Consider the following 14,788-nt stretch of genomic DNA (forward strand, 5'->3'; position numbering starts at 1 on the left):
GAGAGGAAATCACGTAAGTCATTGATTTAAATGGCCCGCTCGGCGCGATTCGAACGCGCGACCACCGCCTTCGGAGGGCGGTACTCTATCCAGCTGAGCTACGAGCGGGCAGTGCGGTGTATTTTATGGAGTTATTGGCCTGATGTCTACCGCGAACCCCCTGTGAGATCAAAACAGTTTTACTGAAAGCGCTTTAAAATCAAGATCTAAACGGGTAACGGTTGGGGCTGGCTTAGGAGATGGTGCTTTGCAGGGGCGGGTTTTCCTCTGGATTAGCTGATGCTTAGCGGGCTATACGCCTTGTTGGCTATTTCCGCTAAGACTAATTGCCGCTATACTTCCGTTTTTTAGGGTTAATAGAATACACACCGAAAAAAAAGCAAATCTTGTTTTTTGACGGACCAGTGATTAGAGGTGGTGAGAGTGAAACGCAGCGGAATTATCGCGGGTGTTATGGGCGTGCTGGCTGGCGCGGTTCTGAGCACATCAGTACAAGCGGCAGAAATGTCTAAAGAAGCGATTGCAGAGCGTCTGGCACCGGTAGGTGACGTTTGTCTGCAGGGACAGGATTGTGGTGGTGCAGCCCCTGCTCCGGCAGCAGGCGGTGGTAAATCACCTGAAGATCTGTATGGCACGGTTTGTTCAGCGTGTCACAACACTGGCGCAGCAGGTGCTCCGAAGAAAGGTGATACAGGTGCATGGGCTCCTCGTATCAGTAAGGGCATGGATACTTTGTATAGTCATGCTCTGAATGGCTTTAATGCGATGCCTGCTAAAGGCGGTAACCCGACTTTGAGCGACGACGAAGTGAAAGCTATCGTTGATTACATTGTAGAAAGCAGTAAGTAAGCCTTTTCCTTACTGTCTGTTAGCTACTAAAAAACGGCGCTGCTTAACCTGAAAGCAGCGCCGTTTTTTTATACCCTTATGCCTGACCTGCATCTTCAGAGGCTGGTGTGATTATTGAGTGGAAACCGCAATGCTAACCCCCTAGGCGTTTCTTAAGGGCATCCAGCGCGGCATGCCCTCTGGCTCGTTTAGCTTCGTCGGGTGCATTCTCTTTGCCTTCCCAAGCGAGATCACCTTCCGGCAGCTCTTCCAGGAAGCGGCTGGGAGTGCAGTTGAGCATTTCGCCAAACTGTTTGCGCTGACTGGCAAAGCTCAGGGTCAGAGTTTCCCGGGCCCGGGTGATTCCCACGTAGGCCAGGCGACGCTCTTCTTCGATATTACCTTCATCAATACTGTTGCGGTGTGGCAGCAGATCTTCTTCCATGCCGATAATATAAACATGGGGGTACTCCAGCCCTTTGGCGGAGTGCAGGGTCATAAGTTGAACCCGATCGGAGTCATCTTCTTTTTCCTGCTGTTCCAGCATATCTCGCAGTACAAGGCGAGATATTGCATCTTCGATGGTGGCTTCATCGTCCTCTTCCTGCATTCTAGCCAAGGTGTCACGCAGGGAGTCCACCAGAATCCAGACATTGGCCATGCGCCGTTCTGCAACCTGCGGTGAACTGGAGTTCTGGTGCAGCCAGGCTTCGTAGTCGATATCCTGAATCATCTGGCGGATGGCGGCGATGGGGTCATCCTGGGCGCAGCGTTTGATGGTCTGCTGCAGCCAGTGATTAAATCGGCCCAGCTTCTCCAGAGCTTTGCCGGAGAGATACTGCTCCAGCCCCAGTTCGTCGCAGGCGTTAAACAGGCTGATATGTCGGCTGTTGGCGTAGGTTCCCAGGCGCTCAAGCGTAGAGGGGCCGATCTCCCGACGAGGCATATTGATCACCCGAAGAAAGGCGTTATCGTCCTCTGGGTTTACCAGTAAGCGCAGGTAACCCATGATATCTTTGATCTCATGGCGGGAGAAAAATGAGGTGCCGCCGCTGATTTTGTAGGGTACCTGATACGCCTGCAGCTTGATCTCCAGCAGGCGTGCCTGATGGTTGCCACGGTAGAGAATGGCAAAATCTTTATAGTGGCCATCGTTTTTGATGCGATGGGTCAGAATTTCGGTTACAACACGCTCAGCTTCCGCGTCTTCGTTACGGCAGCTGATCACCCGTATGGGCGAGCCGGAGCCCATATTACTCCACAAGGTCTTCTCATAAACGTGTGGGTTGTTGGCGATCAAAGTATTCGCGCAGCGCAGAATCAGTGAGGTTGACCGGTAATTCTGTTCCAGTTTGACGATTTTCAGATTTTTGAAATCGTCCCCCAGCTTAATCAGGTTTTCCGGCCGGGCACCTCGCCAGGCGTAGATCGACTGGTCATCGTCACCTACCACGGTTAATGCGCCGCGATAGCCGATTAGTAGTTTTACCAATAGATACTGACTAACGTTGGTATCCTGATACTCATCCACCAGCATATAGTGCATTCTGTTCTGCCAGCGATCCAGTACGTCAGGATGATCACGGAACAGACGAACCGGTAGGCGGATCAGGTCATCAAAATCTACGGCGTTGTAGGCCTGCAGGTGGCGATCATATTCTCTGTATACCGCTGCAGCTAATGTTTCCCGGTCGTCGTTGGCCAGTCCCATCGCCTGTTCCGGCTCGATCAGGTCATTCTTCCAGTTGGAGATCATATGCTGTACCAGCCCGATAATTTCAGCATCGGTCTGGAAATCTTTGTGCATCAGATCCTTAATCAGCGACTTGGTATCCTGATCATCAAACAGAGAGAACCCGGCTTTATAGCCCAGGGTTTTATGTTCGCGGCGGATAATGGTCAGACCCAGATTATGGAAGGTGGAAACCGTCAACCCGCGAGCTTCTTTACCTTGCACTAGCTTACCCACCCGCTCTTTCATCTCCCGGGATGCCTTATTGGTAAAGGTAACGGCTGCTATCTTATTAGCTTTGATGCCTTTCTCTTTGATCAGATAGGCGATTTTGGTGGTAATGACACTGGTTTTACCACTGCCGGCACCAGCCAGCACCAAAAGAGGGCCACCGACATATTCCACGGCTTCACGTTGGCGATCATTCAGGCGAGAGAGCATATTGGGTTCCGGTCCAACTGAGATAAAAACGGGCTTAAATCTTCGAGACAGGGATTGTACCAGTGGCTGTTAAAAAAGCAGTGTGAACTTTGTGAAGATCATACTGCTTATGCAAAAAACGATATAAAGAAGACTGAGATTTTTTCTCCAGGGGCTTGATGGCTAGTGAGTGAGCTGCTGCAGATACCGGTCCAGTTGTCTGAGTCCCAGAGCTTCAGAAACGGCAGGTACGCCGACGGTCTCTTCACCGGCCAGGTCGGCGATGGTGCGGGCCACTTTCAGAATCCTGTGATAGCTGCGAGGAGATAAACCTAATTGCTCCATCGCTTGCTGCAGAAGTTGGCTGGCATCATCCTGCAGGCTTATCTGGTTATCCAGTTCACGGCCGGTAAGTTGTGCGTTGCTTTTACCTGAACGATCCAGCTGGCGCTGATGAGCTTCCGTTACCCTTGCCTGAACCTGCTGACTGCTTTCACCTGGGCTAACATTGGCGAGCTGTTCCGGGGGCAGGCTGGTGACCGCCACCTGCAGGTCGATACGGTCTAATAGTGGGCCGGACAGTCGACTTTGATAGTTTCTGACTTGCTTGGCTGTGCAGCGACAAGCGCGCAGGTTGTCACCAAAGTAACCGCAGGGGCAGGGATTCATTGCAGCAACTAACTGAAAGCGGGAAGGGTAGCGTACCTGCTGGGTGGCCCGTGAAATATGGATTTCACCGGATTCTAGTGGTTCCCGTAATACTTCAAGCACCCGCCGATCATATTCCGGTAGTTCATCGAGAAAGAGAATCCCATTGTGCGCTAGACTGATCTCTCCGGGTTTGGGGCGTGAGCCACCGCCAACGAGTGCAACGCCGGAAGCTGTGTGGTGCGGGCTGCGGAACGGCCTTTGCCCCCAGTCATCCATGGAGAAGCGGCCGGATACGGAAGCCAGTGCCATGACTTCCAGTGCATCCTGTTCACTCATTTTAGGCAGGATACCCCCAAGGCGGCTGGCAAGGAGTGTTTTACCTGTTCCTGGAGGCCCGACTAACAGAAGGTGGTGATTACCCGCTGCGGCGATCTCAAGAGCCCGACGAGCCTGAAACTGTCCTTTTACATCGGCCAAGTCAGGTTGGTCTCTTAGCTGCGTGTAGCGCTTTTGGTTTTCAAGTTGGTGTAGCGGGAGCTCCTCTTGCCCATGGAGCATGGCGGTTACTGTTAGTAAGTGGGCGGCTGTCATCACTTTGTTTGCTTCTGGTAGTGATGCTTCATCACCATTCCCTGAGGGAACCAACATGGTGCGTCCGGCCTGGGCGCATGCTAAGGCCGCAGGAAGAATACCGGATACTGGGCGTAATTCAGCGGATAGAGAGAGTTCGCCATAGCACTCAAAGTTGCTTAAACGGTCTGCAGGGATCTGACTGGACGCCGCTAATACACCCAAAGCGATCGCAAGGTCGTATCGACCACCCTCTTTGGGGAGATCCGCGGGGGCCAGGTTAACGGTGATACGTCGCTGGGGATATTCAAAACCTGCATTGATCAGAGCACTGCGGACGCGATCCTTGCTCTCTCTGACGGCGGTTTCAGGCATGCCCACAATAGCCAGCCCGGGCAACCCGTTGGTGAGGTGTACTTCGATGCGCACTTCCGGGGCGTCGATACCCACAGAAGCACGGCTGTAGATGACCGCAAGTGTCATGGCGCGATTCCTTATGCGTTGAGAGGGCAATGACGAGCCCTGCTTCTTTATCGTCCATTAAAAGAAGCTGCCGTTCCGATCGGCTGAGCAGCAGTGTTTACTTCTGCTGATCTTTTGCTGCCAGTTCCGCTACAACAGCTTCCAGTTGAGTAACCTGTGCCTCGAGTGCGTCTGCTTTAGCACGGGTGCGTAGCAAAATCTCACTCTGAATATCGAATTCTTCACGGGTTACCAGGTTCAGTTTAGCAAAAACACTCTCGGCTACCGATTGCATTTGGCGCTTTAGTTCAGTGTCGCCGGGCAGGCCTGCTCCGGAGAGTTTTTCACCCATCTGGCGGGTGAACTCAGCAATTACTTCAGGTTTTAACATCTTAAGTGCCCAATCGTTGTGTTATTCCATTGGTTTTTCAGTAAATGATTCGTCAGAAAACCGGTTGAAGAGTGTACCACTTTACGCACTTTTACTGGGTTTCGGTTTTGCCTTGTTATGTTGCCTTGTGGTGCACTGCAAGTGCACGAAAATGGTGCGCTTAGCCTTTGTTTGGAATTTTGTCGGTGCAATGTTTTTTCTGTTTTGGTGCATCAAGCTCGTGCTTACAGGTTCTTTTTGCTTCTAGATGCATGAAAAACATAGCTTTTTTCTTTTTGGCACATCCTGTGCAGAATCCCGGGTATGTTGGCGATAGTGCATTGAGCAAGCGGTGCACCGAGAGAAGCCACGCTTTAAACTAAATTACTGGAACAGTAATTCAATCTGATAAGCACGTGAAACGTGCCGTAGGGGTAAACCAATGAAACTGGTCACTGCAGTCATTAAGCCGTTCAAACTGGATGATGTACGCGAAGCCTTATCCGATATCGGTATTCAAGGGATAACGGTCACTGAGGTTAAAGGATTTGGCCGTCAGAAAGGCCACACTGAGCTTTATCGGGGTGCGGAGTACGTAGTGGACTTCCTGCCGAAAGTGAAACTGGAAGTTGCGGTTTCGGGAGATCAGGTTGATCAGGTGGTCGAAGCGGTTACTAACGCTGCAAATACAGGCAAGATCGGTGATGGCAAAATCTTTATCACTGCTCTGGAAGAAATTGTGCGTATCCGTACCGGAGAACGCGGTACTGACGCAATCTAAGCGACACATTCGCTTAAAACTGAATTTAGCCTTCGGAGGGCCTTCCCAATGGAAGATTTAGTACAAGTAAAGTATGCAATTGATACTTTTTATTTTCTGATCTGTGGTGCACTGGTTATGTGGATGGCGGCAGGTTTTGCCATGCTGGAAGCCGGTCTGGTTCGTGCCAAAAATACCACTGAAATTCTAACTAAGAACATCGCTCTGTATGCGATCGCCTGTACCATGTATCTGCTTTGCGGCTACTTCATTATGTATAGTGGTGATGCGGGCGGTATTTTGCCAAATCTGGGTTTCCTGATTGGTGAAGAGAATGCAACGGAAGCGGTTTTAGCAAGCGGTGGTGATACCTATTACTCTGCACGTTCTGATTTCTTCTTCCAGGTGGTTTTCGTAGCGACAGCTATGTCTATTGTCTCTGGTGCGGTTGCTGAGCGTATGAAACTGTGGGCTTTCCTGGCTTTTGCAGTTGTTATGACAGGCTTTATCTACCCAACGTCCGGTTACTGGACCTGGGGTGGTGGCTTCCTGAGCGAAGCAGGTTTCTCAGACTTTGCTGGTTCCGGTATTGTTCACATGGCGGGTGCTGCAGCTGCACTGGCAGGCGTTCTGTTACTGGGTGCCCGTAAAGGTAAATACGGTGCAAACGGTCAGATCAACGCTATTCCTGGCAGCAACATGCCTCTGGCGACTTTGGGTACTTTCATCCTGTGGATGGGCTGGTTCGGCTTCAACGGCGGCTCTGAGCTGAAACTGTCTGATGTGGGTGAAGCAAATGCTGTTGCACAGGTATTTGTTAACACTAACGCAGCAGCAGCAGGTGGTGCGATTGCCGCTCTGATTCTGGCTCGCCTGTGGTTCCGCAAGGCGGATCTGACCATGGTACTGAATGGTGCACTAGCAGGTCTGGTTGCAATTACTGCAGAGCCTCTGGCTCCAACAGCTTTAGCGTCTACTCTGATTGGCGCGGTAGGTGGTGTACTGGTTGTCTTCTCTATCATCATGCTTGATAAGCTGCGTATTGATGATCCTGTAGGTGCTATCTCTGTACACGGTGTTGTGGGTATCTGGGGTCTGCTGGCTGTACCTCTGAGCAATGTTGATGCAACCTTCTCTGCACAGCTGCTGGGTATTATCTCTATCTTTGGCTGGGTATTCGTAGCAAGCCTGATCGTATGGAGCATCCTGAAAGCAGTTATCGGTATTCGTGTCTCTGAAGAAGAAGAATACGAGGGTGTCGATATCGCTGAGTGTGGCCTGGAAGCTTACCCTGAATTCACTAAAGGCTAAGGGTACTTAAAGGTCAGGTGCTCAATGATTCAAAGGTTAAATAACCGGGCACCAAGTGAACAAAAATAAGAGATTGATATAGAAAACGATAAAAGATTAAGAAAAATATAAAGAGGTTTTAACCTCAAAAAACCTTCAGGGTGCCTACGGGCACCCTTTTTTAATGTCGACAATAGCAGTATGCTATTGGCAGTTTAAACAGGGGATGCATACCAGACCTGTTCACTAATTCTTACCGGCTCACGAGGCCGGGACCGTTTTCACAGGAGTACAACAATGAAACTGGTTACTGCGATTATTAAGCCGTTCAAGCTGGACGACGTGCGCGAGTCTCTTTCAGAGATCGGTGTTCAGGGTATTACCGTGACGGAAGTAAAAGGCTTTGGCCGACAGAAAGGTCATACCGAGCTGTACCGTGGTGCAGAGTATGTTGTGGATTTTCTGCCAAAAGTAAAAGTTGAGATCGCTGTTGGTGATGATGTGGTTGATCAGGTGATTGAGGCGATTACGAAAGTGGCTAATACCGGTAAGATCGGTGATGGTAAGATCTTTGTTTCTGCACTGGAGCAGGTGATTCGTATCCGTACCGGTGAGAGCGGTACAGACGCAGTTTAGTTTTTTCGTGAACTGCTGAGCATAAAAAAGCGGCTCAGGGCTAACACCCTGAGCCGCTTTTTTATTTGTTGAGTAGAGTCGGGCGGGCGATCAGTGGACGTGCTTGTTCATGCCTACCATAACTTTCTTAACTGGCATGCTCACTACAGACATACTGCCATTGCTGAAGTAGAGTTTTACCGATATTTTCTGACCTTCAAACAGATTTTGTTTCAGGCCGATCAGCATGATGTGGTGACCACCGGGTTTAAGGTGGGCCATTCCGTTACCGGGAATAGCAATTTCAGAAACCTGACGCATTTTCATCACACCCTGATCCATCGTATGGGTATGTAGCTCTACTGCGTCGGCAACGCTGCTTTGAGCACGGATCAGGCGAACCTCTTTTGCAGATTTATTCTCCAGCATCATAAAAATAGCAGAGTTAGACTGCCCGGGAGGAACCGCGCGTGCGTAGGGGTTTTTTACATCAACCGTACTGGCAGCCATTGCCATGGGTGTGATCAGTGCGAATACCAGAGCGGTAAGCCATTTTTTCATAATTTTTCCTTTTTATTCACAACGATTTCAGAAGTCTTTCAGTCGGATCAGGGCAATTGACGTTTTATAGCATCGAGCAGTGCGTCCGGCGAGGCTGAATGGTTTACAGTTTCGAGCACTTCGCCTTTGTCATTGGTCAGGTAAAACATAGACGTGTGATCAACGGTGTAGCCCATAGCGCTGTTGTCGATCTGAGCTTTCTGATAGAAGGCGCCATATTTCTTTGACAGGGCCAGAATTTTCTCAGGATTGTCCGTCAAACCGATAATTTGGGAGTGAAAAAACTGGGTGTAGCTTTTCAGGTGCTGCAGGGAGTCGCGCTCAGGGTCAACGCTGATCAGAATGCCCTGGAGTTGGGTTAACTGTTCCTGGGGGAGCTGCTTGAAGGCGTGGGCCATAACAGACAGAGACGTTGGGCAGATGTCTGGGCACTGGGTATAACCAAAGTAAATAATATTCAGCTTGTCAGGATAATCACTTAACGTGAATGGGCCATCAGCAGACTGTAGCGTAAAATCACTACCAATCTGCATGACTTTGGCTGAGGTTTTCATCTGGTACTTCTGATACGTTTCCATCCCGGCAATTAAAGCCACCACAGGCAGTAACATCAGAAAAGCCTTGAAAAAGTGTTTCTTAAAACTGTTGAGCATACGTTTGTTCCATCGCTAAGAGATAGGGCCTGATTTGTCGGGTATCCTACATGAAAAGGATCTCTGGCTCTTAATAGTGATTTGTTTTACAGATCGCTTTTTATAAAGAGTCCGGTAGCAGCGAAAAGTTGCTCCAGACAGATCCGATATCTGTCAGATAATTCACATCTGCAGTACATCAAAGTCGAACCAAATATTTTCTGTACCCCGATCAGTTTCCAGTTCCACCCTTCCTCTCCAGGGCATCACCTTCTCGGTGCAAACGCTGATGGTGCCATTTACAGCGAGTGCATTGCTATCGGAGAATGGGCGTAATGTGTATTGATGAATGCCCATATACATCGTCCGGCCCGTCAGTGCCAGTTTTGCGGAAGTCAGGCGTACATTGTCAGCCATGATACTGAACTCGACAGGCTTCAATGCTAATACCGGCCAGGGAGAGACTGACAGGCGAACGGAGTCACCACTACTCAGAGTTACAGTACAGTGTCCCTGCTCCATTGTGCAGCCTGGCATCTGGCTTTCATCAATATCCATCAAGGCATTCAGGTGATTGGCCAGATAGAGCAACATTACCAGCAAAGCGGCTATGGTCAGTGTCCAGAGAAGCTTGAGTTGTTTGGTCGACATAAATTAGTTTTTGCCTGTTTCAGCAGGGCGTATGCCTTCACGGTATACGCCATTCAAGAGAGTGAAGTCTAACCAAAACCGATCTAAAAACCGTGTGACCAATTGCCGCATATTTTTTCCTCCAGAGGAAAAGTGTCCGAGCGTTGTGCCGTGTCAAAAAAATACCGGTTTTATGTTTGGTGCAGACTGGCCTTAGAGTAAGTACTGTCTGCTTGGCCTTGCTGTTGGCCTTAGGTAGACTGCGCCAATACAACAGTGTTGGTGCTGTTCTCTATCATAGAGTGTTGGTACTTTTTCCTGTTCCCGAGAAGAGGATGTTATGTTAATTATTGATGCGCTGGTTCCGGTATTTATGGTGATTATGGCCGGAACATTGCTGAATATTTTTCGTTTTCCCGGTGGTGATTTCTGGCCACTTGTTGAACGCTTTACCTATTTTTTCCTTTTCCCGGTGATGTTGATCAGCAATATGGCGAATGCCCGTATTGATCAGGTTGCGGTGGATAAGGTTGCGCTGGCGATTATATTACTGCTATTTGCGATGACAGCTTTAGTGGTGGTGTTAAAACCCCTGTTAACCCAGTCGGGGCCTGTTTTTACCTCCATCTATCAGGGGGGGCTGCGCTTTAACACCTACGTCGTGCTGGCTGCTGCCGAAGCACTTTATGGTGAGGCAGGTCTTACAATCGCGGCCGTGGCCATGGCTATTATGATTCCCCTGATCAATGTTTTCTGCGTGTTTATCTTTACGCTTTATGTCGGGCAAAGTGGCAGTGGTCTGGGTGCAACGCTGAAAGCGATTGCAAAGAATCCGTTGATTGTAGGCTGCGTGGTCGGTGTCGGGCTTAATATTACAGGTATTGGTTTACCGGGCTGGAGTGCTGCTGCCTTTAACATTGTCAGTAATGCTGCCTTGCCTTTGGGGCTTTTGGCCGTAGGCTTTGCCCTGAACCTCAGGTCTATCAGAGAAGCCTCCTGGCCGCTGATCTCATCAAGCCTGATTAAGCTTTTTATCATGCCTTTGATGGCGACGGTTATTGGTTACCTGGTGGGGCTAAGTGAGCTGGAGATTGGGGTGTTGTTGCTGTTTGCGGCTATGCCAACGGCAACATCATCTTATATTCTGGCGCGTCAGCTGGGAGGGCACGCCCCTTTGATGGCTGCAATCACCACTGCGCAGACACTACTGGCAATGGTAACCTTACCTATTGTGCTTCAGTTATTACCCGGTAGCTTGGCCCCGCTGTTTGCGTAGCCGGGCATATTTGTCATAGCAAGGCGCGCGCTGTCTGACCTATAGGTATTAGCTGATGGCGTGGGTCAATTCGTTTTCACAGGACTGATCTCCGGCCAGACAGGTCAGGTTGTTAAGTGTTATGGCCGCGATTTGAGTTAATGCTTCTTCAGTGAAGAATCCCTGATGGCCTGTGATCAGGACATTGGGGAAGCCCTGCAGGCGCTCAAATAGCTCATCGTCGATGATTTTACCGGAGTGATCATGGAAGAAGAGCTGGCTTTCCTGCTCGTAAACATCCAACCCCAGAGCCTGAATCTTACGGCTTTTCAGTCCGGCGATCAGGGCCTTAGTATCCACTAGTCCGCCCCGACTGGTGTTTATAATCATGACACCCTCTTTCATACGACCGATGGATGCTTCATCAACCAAGTGATAACTGCCTTCATTTAACGGGCAGTGTAGCGTGATAATGTCTGAGCGACTGTAAAGCTGTTCCAGCTCAACGTAGTGGCCTCCCAGGCTGACATACTCCGGGTTAGGGTAGGGGTCGTAGGCGATCAGCTTACAGCCAAAGCCGTTGAGAATTTTAGCCGTTGCCAGGCCGATCTGGCCGGTGCCGATCAGACCAACCGTTTTGCCGTGCAGATTAAAGCCTAGTAGGCCGTTCAGGGTAAAGTTACTCTCCCGAACCCGGTTGTAGGCACGGTGGGTCTTTCGGTTCAGAGTCAGAATCAGCGCCAGTGTGTGCTCAGCTACCGCCTCCGGTGAATAGGCGGGAACCCGTACCACGGGCAGTTCCAGAGACTTGGCTGCAACCAGATCAACATTGTTAAAACCGGCACAGCGCATGGCGATAAATTGAACCCTGTGGGCCTTTAGCCGGTTCAGTACCGGGGCGCTCAGGTCATCATTAACGAAGGCGCAAACCGCATCAAACCCTTTGCACAGCTCGGCATTAGCCTCGTTTAGTTGCTGCTCAAAGTAGCTCAGCTCATAGCCATGCTGGCTATTTTCCTGTTCCAGAAACTGTTTGTCGTAGGGTTGAGCACTGAAAACAGCAATACGCATGTTCGGAATTCCTTTTGCTTTATATCATCAACGTAATCCGGTGACCTGAAATCAGGCCAGCCAGGAAAGTGCATTATGGCGAATGGCTACGCCTACAATATAGGCGATGACGGTTAATGCTGCGACCAGGGCGATCACGCGGACCCCTTTGGTTTTTCCCCGTTTTAAAGCAAGAGTACCCAGTACAATATACGCTATCAGACCCAGTACTTTGGCGGTTAACCAACCGTGTGTAATTGGGTATTGCTGAATCTGAAACATCAGACCGATGGCGCTGATCAGTAGCAGAGTGTCGACTACGTGCGGGAGAATCTTCACCCAGCGCTTTTTCAGCTGATCAGAGTCCAGCAGCATCCAGACACTGCGAAGTGCAAACAATCCCAGGCTCAGGGCAACGGTTAACAGGTGAATATGTTTAAACGCAGCGTACATGGTTAATCCTTTCTCAATGGTTGTTAGGTAGGTGCTGGAATGTCAGGCCTGAAGTGCTTGGCGCTCTATAAGGGCTGACACTGGGGGCAGAAGACACTGCTCCGGTTATTCTGACGAATCTCTTTAAGTTCGGTTTTACAGTGCAGGCAATCTGACCCTGCGCGCCCATAGACGTTCAGCTGCTGAGCAAAATAGCCGGGTTTGCCATCGCCACCAACAAAATCTTTCAGAGTGGTGCCGCCCTGCTCGATTGAGCGTTGCAGTACCTTTTTGATGTTATCGGTTAGCTGTGCCAGTTGACCCGGTTTTAGACTGCCGGCCGCCTGCTGAGGGTGAATACCGGAGAGAAACAGTGCCTCATTGGCGTAGATATTTCCGACACCCACGACCACTTTACTGTCCATAATCAGGCTTTTGATAGCGGTTTTACGCTTGGCGCAACGTTGTGCCAGGTAGTCAGCATTAAACAAATCTGACAGGGGCTCAGGCCCCAAATGAGCGATCAGTTTATGCTCTTCAACCGGTTGATCGGTCCAAAGTATGGCGCCAAAGCGTCTGGGGTCGTGATAGCGAAGAATGTCGCCACTTTCCATGATGATGTCGACATGATCATGCTTGTTGACCGGTTCGCCAGATGTATTGGCCAGCAAAACCCTGAGACTACCGGACATACCTAGATGCATGATCAGGGTGCCATGATCAAAGTGAAATAACAGATACTTGCCTCGGCGCTCAACCTTGTTTATCTGTTTGTTGCAGATCTGTGGACTAAGGTCATCGGGAATAGGCCAGCGTAAGGAAGGCTGCCGAACAATAAGCTGTTTTACTCTTTGCTTCAGGCAGTAGGGGCTGACGCCTTTTCGGGTGGTTTCTACTTCTGGTAATTCAGGCATGGCTGGCTCTTTACGGCGCGCTCCTGTTAGGGAGGATAATAACCCAGTTGCAAAGTTGGCTATTATGCGGGCATAAAAAAACCCGGGCAAGCCGGGCTTTTTTCAGAAGAAAAAATCTTATTTGATTTTAGCTTCTTTGTACATAACGTGCTTACGAACAACAGGATCGAATTTCTTCATTTCCAGTTTGTCTGGCGTAGTACGCTTGTTTTTGTCTGTGGTATAGAAGTGACCTGTACCGGCAGACGATACCATTCTGATTTTATCACGCATGATTTAGACTCCTTTGTTCCGTGCTTACAGCTTAGCGCCGCGTGCACGAATGTCAGCCAGTACCTTCTCGATACCTTGCTTGTCGATGATACGCATGCCTTTAGCAGATACGCGCAGTTTCACAAAACGTTTCTCGGCTTCAACCCAAAAACGGTGCGTGTGAAGGTTAGGAGTAAAACGACGACGCGTTTTATTTTGTGCGTGTGATACATTATTTCCGGTTACAGGACGCTTCCCGGTAACCTGGCAAACTTTGGACATTTTCTAGCCTCCAGCCGCTAGCTAGGCGTCTTAACTATTCAAGAAACCTGGGGGAATCAGCGAATCAGCCGGAAAAACGGCGCCCTGCTTCAACCCATCAATTTAAAGGCGCACTGTTATATCAGAAAGCCCACTAGCTGACAAGTTATATGTGATTTTGCGGCTGTTTTTCTCTGTTTTGTACAGATTCGCTCTGTTCTCCACAGAAATACCAACCAGAAGTGCGTCATTATCTACATCAGGCCGCGTTGAGCAAGCGAAACCGTATCTCCGTTACCAATAATAAAGTGATCGAGCACTCTGACATCAATTAAATCGAGTGCTTTTGTCAGTTTGTGGGTGATTCTTTCGTCTGACTGACTGGGCTCTGCGATACCAGAAGGATGGTTGTGAGCAAAGATGACCGCCGCGGCATTATGGGCGAGAGCACGTTTAACAACCTCTCTGGGATAAACGCTGGCGCTGTCGATGGTACCGCGGAAAAGCGGCTCAAAGGAGAGCACCTGGTGCTGGTTGTCCATAAAAAGACAGGCGAACACTTCATGGGGCTCATGGCGAAGCTGGGTAATCAGATAGTGCTCAGCAAGTTCTGGGCTGGTGAGGGCTTCACCGCTTTCGAGACGAGCCATCAGATGGCGCTTACTCATTTCCAGAACAGCTTGCAGCTGGACGTACTTTGCCGGGCCAAGGCCGTTATGACTGCAGAAGCTTTTCAGGTCTGCTTCCAGAAGAGCCCGTAGGCCATCAAAACCGATGAGGAGTTCTCTGGCCAGTTCCACCGCATTTTTGCCGGGAATACCGGTGCGGAGAAATATAGCTAACAGCTCGGCATCACTGAGTGCGCCAGCTCCCTGCTTCAAAAGCTTCTCTCTTGGCCGTTCCTGTTCAGGCCAGTCCTTAAGGCTCATCGTCACCTCCCTGATGACTTTTTCTGTTCCTGGTTACCGGAACTCACTCCATTGCCTGTTAGTTTTGACCGAAATTCCGGTTAAGGCAAGTTCAGATCAGAGGAGTAGCTGACGGCTTAACAGTGCACATGCTATCTTGTTGCGCTTTGGGTCAGTTTGGTTTGGCTGATCATT

The 14,788-nt window shown here is 49.8% G+C and carries 17 protein-coding genes and 1 tRNA gene; 5 read left to right on the plus strand and 13 right to left on the minus strand.

Features of this window, described 5'->3' with window-relative positions; translation table 11 throughout:
• Positions 1-31 precede the first annotated feature (31 nt).
• Positions 32-108, minus strand: a tRNA-Arg gene (locus tag ACN0R8_RS06475).
• A gap of 315 nt (positions 109-423) precedes the next feature.
• Between ACN0R8_RS06475 and ACN0R8_RS06480 the strand changes: the two genes are divergently transcribed.
• Positions 424-849: a c-type cytochrome gene (locus tag ACN0R8_RS06480; RefSeq protein ID WP_417596220.1), complete on the plus strand. Its 426-nt coding sequence runs from the start codon at positions 424-426 to the stop codon at positions 847-849.
• A 133-nt stretch (positions 850-982) separates the two neighbouring features.
• On the opposite strand, the gene rep is transcribed toward ACN0R8_RS06480, so the two are convergent.
• The 3 genes from rep to ACN0R8_RS06495 all read right to left on the minus strand — a co-directional run bounded on the left by rep (position 983) and on the right by ACN0R8_RS06495 (position 5,054).
• Positions 983-3,001 carry a DNA helicase Rep gene (rep, locus tag ACN0R8_RS06485; RefSeq protein WP_417596222.1) on the minus strand — a complete coding sequence of 673 codons (2,019 nt, stop codon included), beginning with the start codon at positions 2,999-3,001 and terminating at the stop codon, positions 983-985.
• Between the two features lie 162 nt (positions 3,002-3,163).
• Positions 3,164-4,684, minus strand: a complete 1,521-nt coding sequence (locus ACN0R8_RS06490) for a YifB family Mg chelatase-like AAA ATPase (RefSeq protein ID WP_417596224.1) — start codon at positions 4,682-4,684, stop codon at positions 3,164-3,166.
• A 97-nt stretch (positions 4,685-4,781) separates the two neighbouring features.
• Positions 4,782-5,054, minus strand: a complete 273-nt coding sequence (locus ACN0R8_RS06495) for an accessory factor UbiK family protein (protein ID WP_417596226.1) — start codon at positions 5,052-5,054, stop codon at positions 4,782-4,784.
• Positions 5,055-5,475: 421 nt separating this feature from the next.
• On the opposite strand from ACN0R8_RS06495, the gene glnK (ACN0R8_RS06500) reads away from it, so the two are divergent.
• The 3 genes from glnK (ACN0R8_RS06500) (at position 5,476) to glnK (ACN0R8_RS06510) (ending at position 7,719) form a co-directional block, all read left to right on the plus strand.
• Positions 5,476-5,814, plus strand: a complete 339-nt coding sequence (gene glnK, locus ACN0R8_RS06500; RefSeq protein ID WP_078320510.1) for a P-II family nitrogen regulator — start codon at positions 5,476-5,478, stop codon at positions 5,812-5,814.
• A 48-nt stretch (positions 5,815-5,862) separates the two neighbouring features.
• Positions 5,863-7,104 (plus strand): ammonium transporter, encoded by a 1,242-nt coding sequence (locus tag ACN0R8_RS06505; protein ID WP_417596228.1) that lies wholly within the window; start codon positions 5,863-5,865, stop codon positions 7,102-7,104.
• A 276-nt stretch (positions 7,105-7,380) separates the two neighbouring features.
• Positions 7,381-7,719 (plus strand): P-II family nitrogen regulator, encoded by a 339-nt coding sequence (glnK, locus tag ACN0R8_RS06510; RefSeq protein WP_417596230.1) that lies wholly within the window; start codon positions 7,381-7,383, stop codon positions 7,717-7,719.
• A 90-nt stretch (positions 7,720-7,809) separates the two neighbouring features.
• Here the strand turns inward: glnK (ACN0R8_RS06510) and ACN0R8_RS06515 are convergent, their stop codons facing one another.
• From ACN0R8_RS06515 to ACN0R8_RS06525, 3 genes are all read right to left on the minus strand, one after another.
• Complete coding sequence (locus tag ACN0R8_RS06515) at positions 7,810-8,259, minus strand: copper chaperone PCu(A)C (RefSeq protein WP_417596232.1); 450 nt, start codon at positions 8,257-8,259, stop codon at positions 7,810-7,812.
• 47 nt (positions 8,260-8,306) lie between these two features.
• Positions 8,307-8,912 (minus strand): SCO family protein, encoded by a 606-nt coding sequence (locus ACN0R8_RS06520; RefSeq protein WP_417596234.1) that lies wholly within the window; start codon positions 8,910-8,912, stop codon positions 8,307-8,309.
• 162 nt (positions 8,913-9,074) lie between these two features.
• Positions 9,075-9,542 (minus strand): hypothetical protein, encoded by a 468-nt coding sequence (locus ACN0R8_RS06525; RefSeq protein WP_417596236.1) that lies wholly within the window; start codon positions 9,540-9,542, stop codon positions 9,075-9,077.
• Positions 9,543-9,861: 319 nt separating this feature from the next.
• Here ACN0R8_RS06525 and ACN0R8_RS06530 point away from each other — a divergent pair, with 319 nt between their 5' ends.
• The gene (locus ACN0R8_RS06530; RefSeq protein ID WP_417596238.1) at positions 9,862-10,797 is read left to right on the plus strand and encodes an AEC family transporter; all 936 of its coding nucleotides are present in this window, start codon (positions 9,862-9,864) and stop codon (positions 10,795-10,797) included.
• Between the two features lie 48 nt (positions 10,798-10,845).
• Here the strand turns inward: ACN0R8_RS06530 and ACN0R8_RS06535 are convergent, their stop codons facing one another.
• From ACN0R8_RS06535 to radC, 6 genes are all read right to left on the minus strand, one after another.
• A complete protein-coding gene (locus ACN0R8_RS06535) occupies positions 10,846-11,847 on the minus strand; it encodes a 2-hydroxyacid dehydrogenase (protein WP_417596240.1) in 1,002 nt (333 codons plus the stop codon).
• A 51-nt stretch (positions 11,848-11,898) separates the two neighbouring features.
• The gene (locus ACN0R8_RS06540) at positions 11,899-12,279 is read right to left on the minus strand and encodes a SirB2 family protein (protein WP_417596242.1); all 381 of its coding nucleotides are present in this window, start codon (positions 12,277-12,279) and stop codon (positions 11,899-11,901) included.
• Between the two features lie 65 nt (positions 12,280-12,344).
• On the minus strand, positions 12,345-13,172 hold the full coding sequence (gene mutM / locus ACN0R8_RS06545) for a bifunctional DNA-formamidopyrimidine glycosylase/DNA-(apurinic or apyrimidinic site) lyase (protein WP_417596244.1): 828 nt from the start codon (positions 13,170-13,172) through the stop codon (positions 12,345-12,347).
• A 117-nt stretch (positions 13,173-13,289) separates the two neighbouring features.
• Positions 13,290-13,445: a 50S ribosomal protein L33 gene (gene rpmG / locus ACN0R8_RS06550; RefSeq protein ID WP_078320520.1), complete on the minus strand. Its 156-nt coding sequence runs from the start codon at positions 13,443-13,445 to the stop codon at positions 13,290-13,292.
• A 24-nt stretch (positions 13,446-13,469) separates the two neighbouring features.
• Positions 13,470-13,706, minus strand: coding sequence for a 50S ribosomal protein L28 (gene rpmB, locus ACN0R8_RS06555; RefSeq protein WP_078320521.1), 237 nt, complete (start codon positions 13,704-13,706; stop codon positions 13,470-13,472).
• 233 nt (positions 13,707-13,939) lie between these two features.
• Positions 13,940-14,614, minus strand: coding sequence for a RadC family protein (radC, locus tag ACN0R8_RS06560; RefSeq protein ID WP_417596247.1), 675 nt, complete (start codon positions 14,612-14,614; stop codon positions 13,940-13,942).
• Positions 14,615-14,788 lie beyond the last annotated feature (174 nt).

Source organism: Oceanospirillum sp., from assembly GCF_048265165.1.
Lineage (GTDB): Bacteria > Pseudomonadota > Gammaproteobacteria > Pseudomonadales > Halomonadaceae > Oceanospirillum.

What these genes read in the sequence shown, in the direction of transcription:
- rep (WP_417596222.1), bottom strand. Translation starts at nt 3,001, where the DNA reads ATGCTCTCTCGCCTGAATGATCGCCAACGTGAAGCCGTGGAATATGTC.
- ACN0R8_RS06490 (WP_417596224.1), bottom strand. Translation starts at nt 4,684, where the DNA reads ATGACACTTGCGGTCATCTACAGCCGTGCTTCTGTGGGTATCGACGCC.
- ACN0R8_RS06495 (WP_417596226.1), bottom strand. Translation starts at nt 5,054, where the DNA reads ATGTTAAAACCTGAAGTAATTGCTGAGTTCACCCGCCAGATGGGTGAA.
- glnK (WP_078320510.1), top strand. Translation starts at nt 5,476, where the DNA reads ATGAAACTGGTCACTGCAGTCATTAAGCCGTTCAAACTGGATGATGTA.
- ACN0R8_RS06505 (WP_417596228.1), top strand. Translation starts at nt 5,863, where the DNA reads ATGGAAGATTTAGTACAAGTAAAGTATGCAATTGATACTTTTTATTTT.
- glnK (WP_417596230.1), top strand. Translation starts at nt 7,381, where the DNA reads ATGAAACTGGTTACTGCGATTATTAAGCCGTTCAAGCTGGACGACGTG.
- ACN0R8_RS06515 (WP_417596232.1), bottom strand. Translation starts at nt 8,259, where the DNA reads ATGAAAAAATGGCTTACCGCTCTGGTATTCGCACTGATCACACCCATG.
- ACN0R8_RS06520 (WP_417596234.1), bottom strand. Translation starts at nt 8,912, where the DNA reads ATGCTCAACAGTTTTAAGAAACACTTTTTCAAGGCTTTTCTGATGTTA.
- ACN0R8_RS06525 (WP_417596236.1), bottom strand. Translation starts at nt 9,542, where the DNA reads ATGTCGACCAAACAACTCAAGCTTCTCTGGACACTGACCATAGCCGCT.
- ACN0R8_RS06530 (WP_417596238.1), top strand. Translation starts at nt 9,862, where the DNA reads ATGTTAATTATTGATGCGCTGGTTCCGGTATTTATGGTGATTATGGCC.
- ACN0R8_RS06535 (WP_417596240.1), bottom strand. Translation starts at nt 11,847, where the DNA reads ATGCGTATTGCTGTTTTCAGTGCTCAACCCTACGACAAACAGTTTCTG.
- ACN0R8_RS06540 (WP_417596242.1), bottom strand. Translation starts at nt 12,279, where the DNA reads ATGTACGCTGCGTTTAAACATATTCACCTGTTAACCGTTGCCCTGAGC.
- mutM (WP_417596244.1), bottom strand. Translation starts at nt 13,172, where the DNA reads ATGCCTGAATTACCAGAAGTAGAAACCACCCGAAAAGGCGTCAGCCCC.
- rpmG (WP_078320520.1), bottom strand. Translation starts at nt 13,445, where the DNA reads ATGCGTGATAAAATCAGAATGGTATCGTCTGCCGGTACAGGTCACTTC.
- rpmB (WP_078320521.1), bottom strand. Translation starts at nt 13,706, where the DNA reads ATGTCCAAAGTTTGCCAGGTTACCGGGAAGCGTCCTGTAACCGGAAAT.
- radC (WP_417596247.1), bottom strand. Translation starts at nt 14,614, where the DNA reads ATGAGCCTTAAGGACTGGCCTGAACAGGAACGGCCAAGAGAGAAGCTT.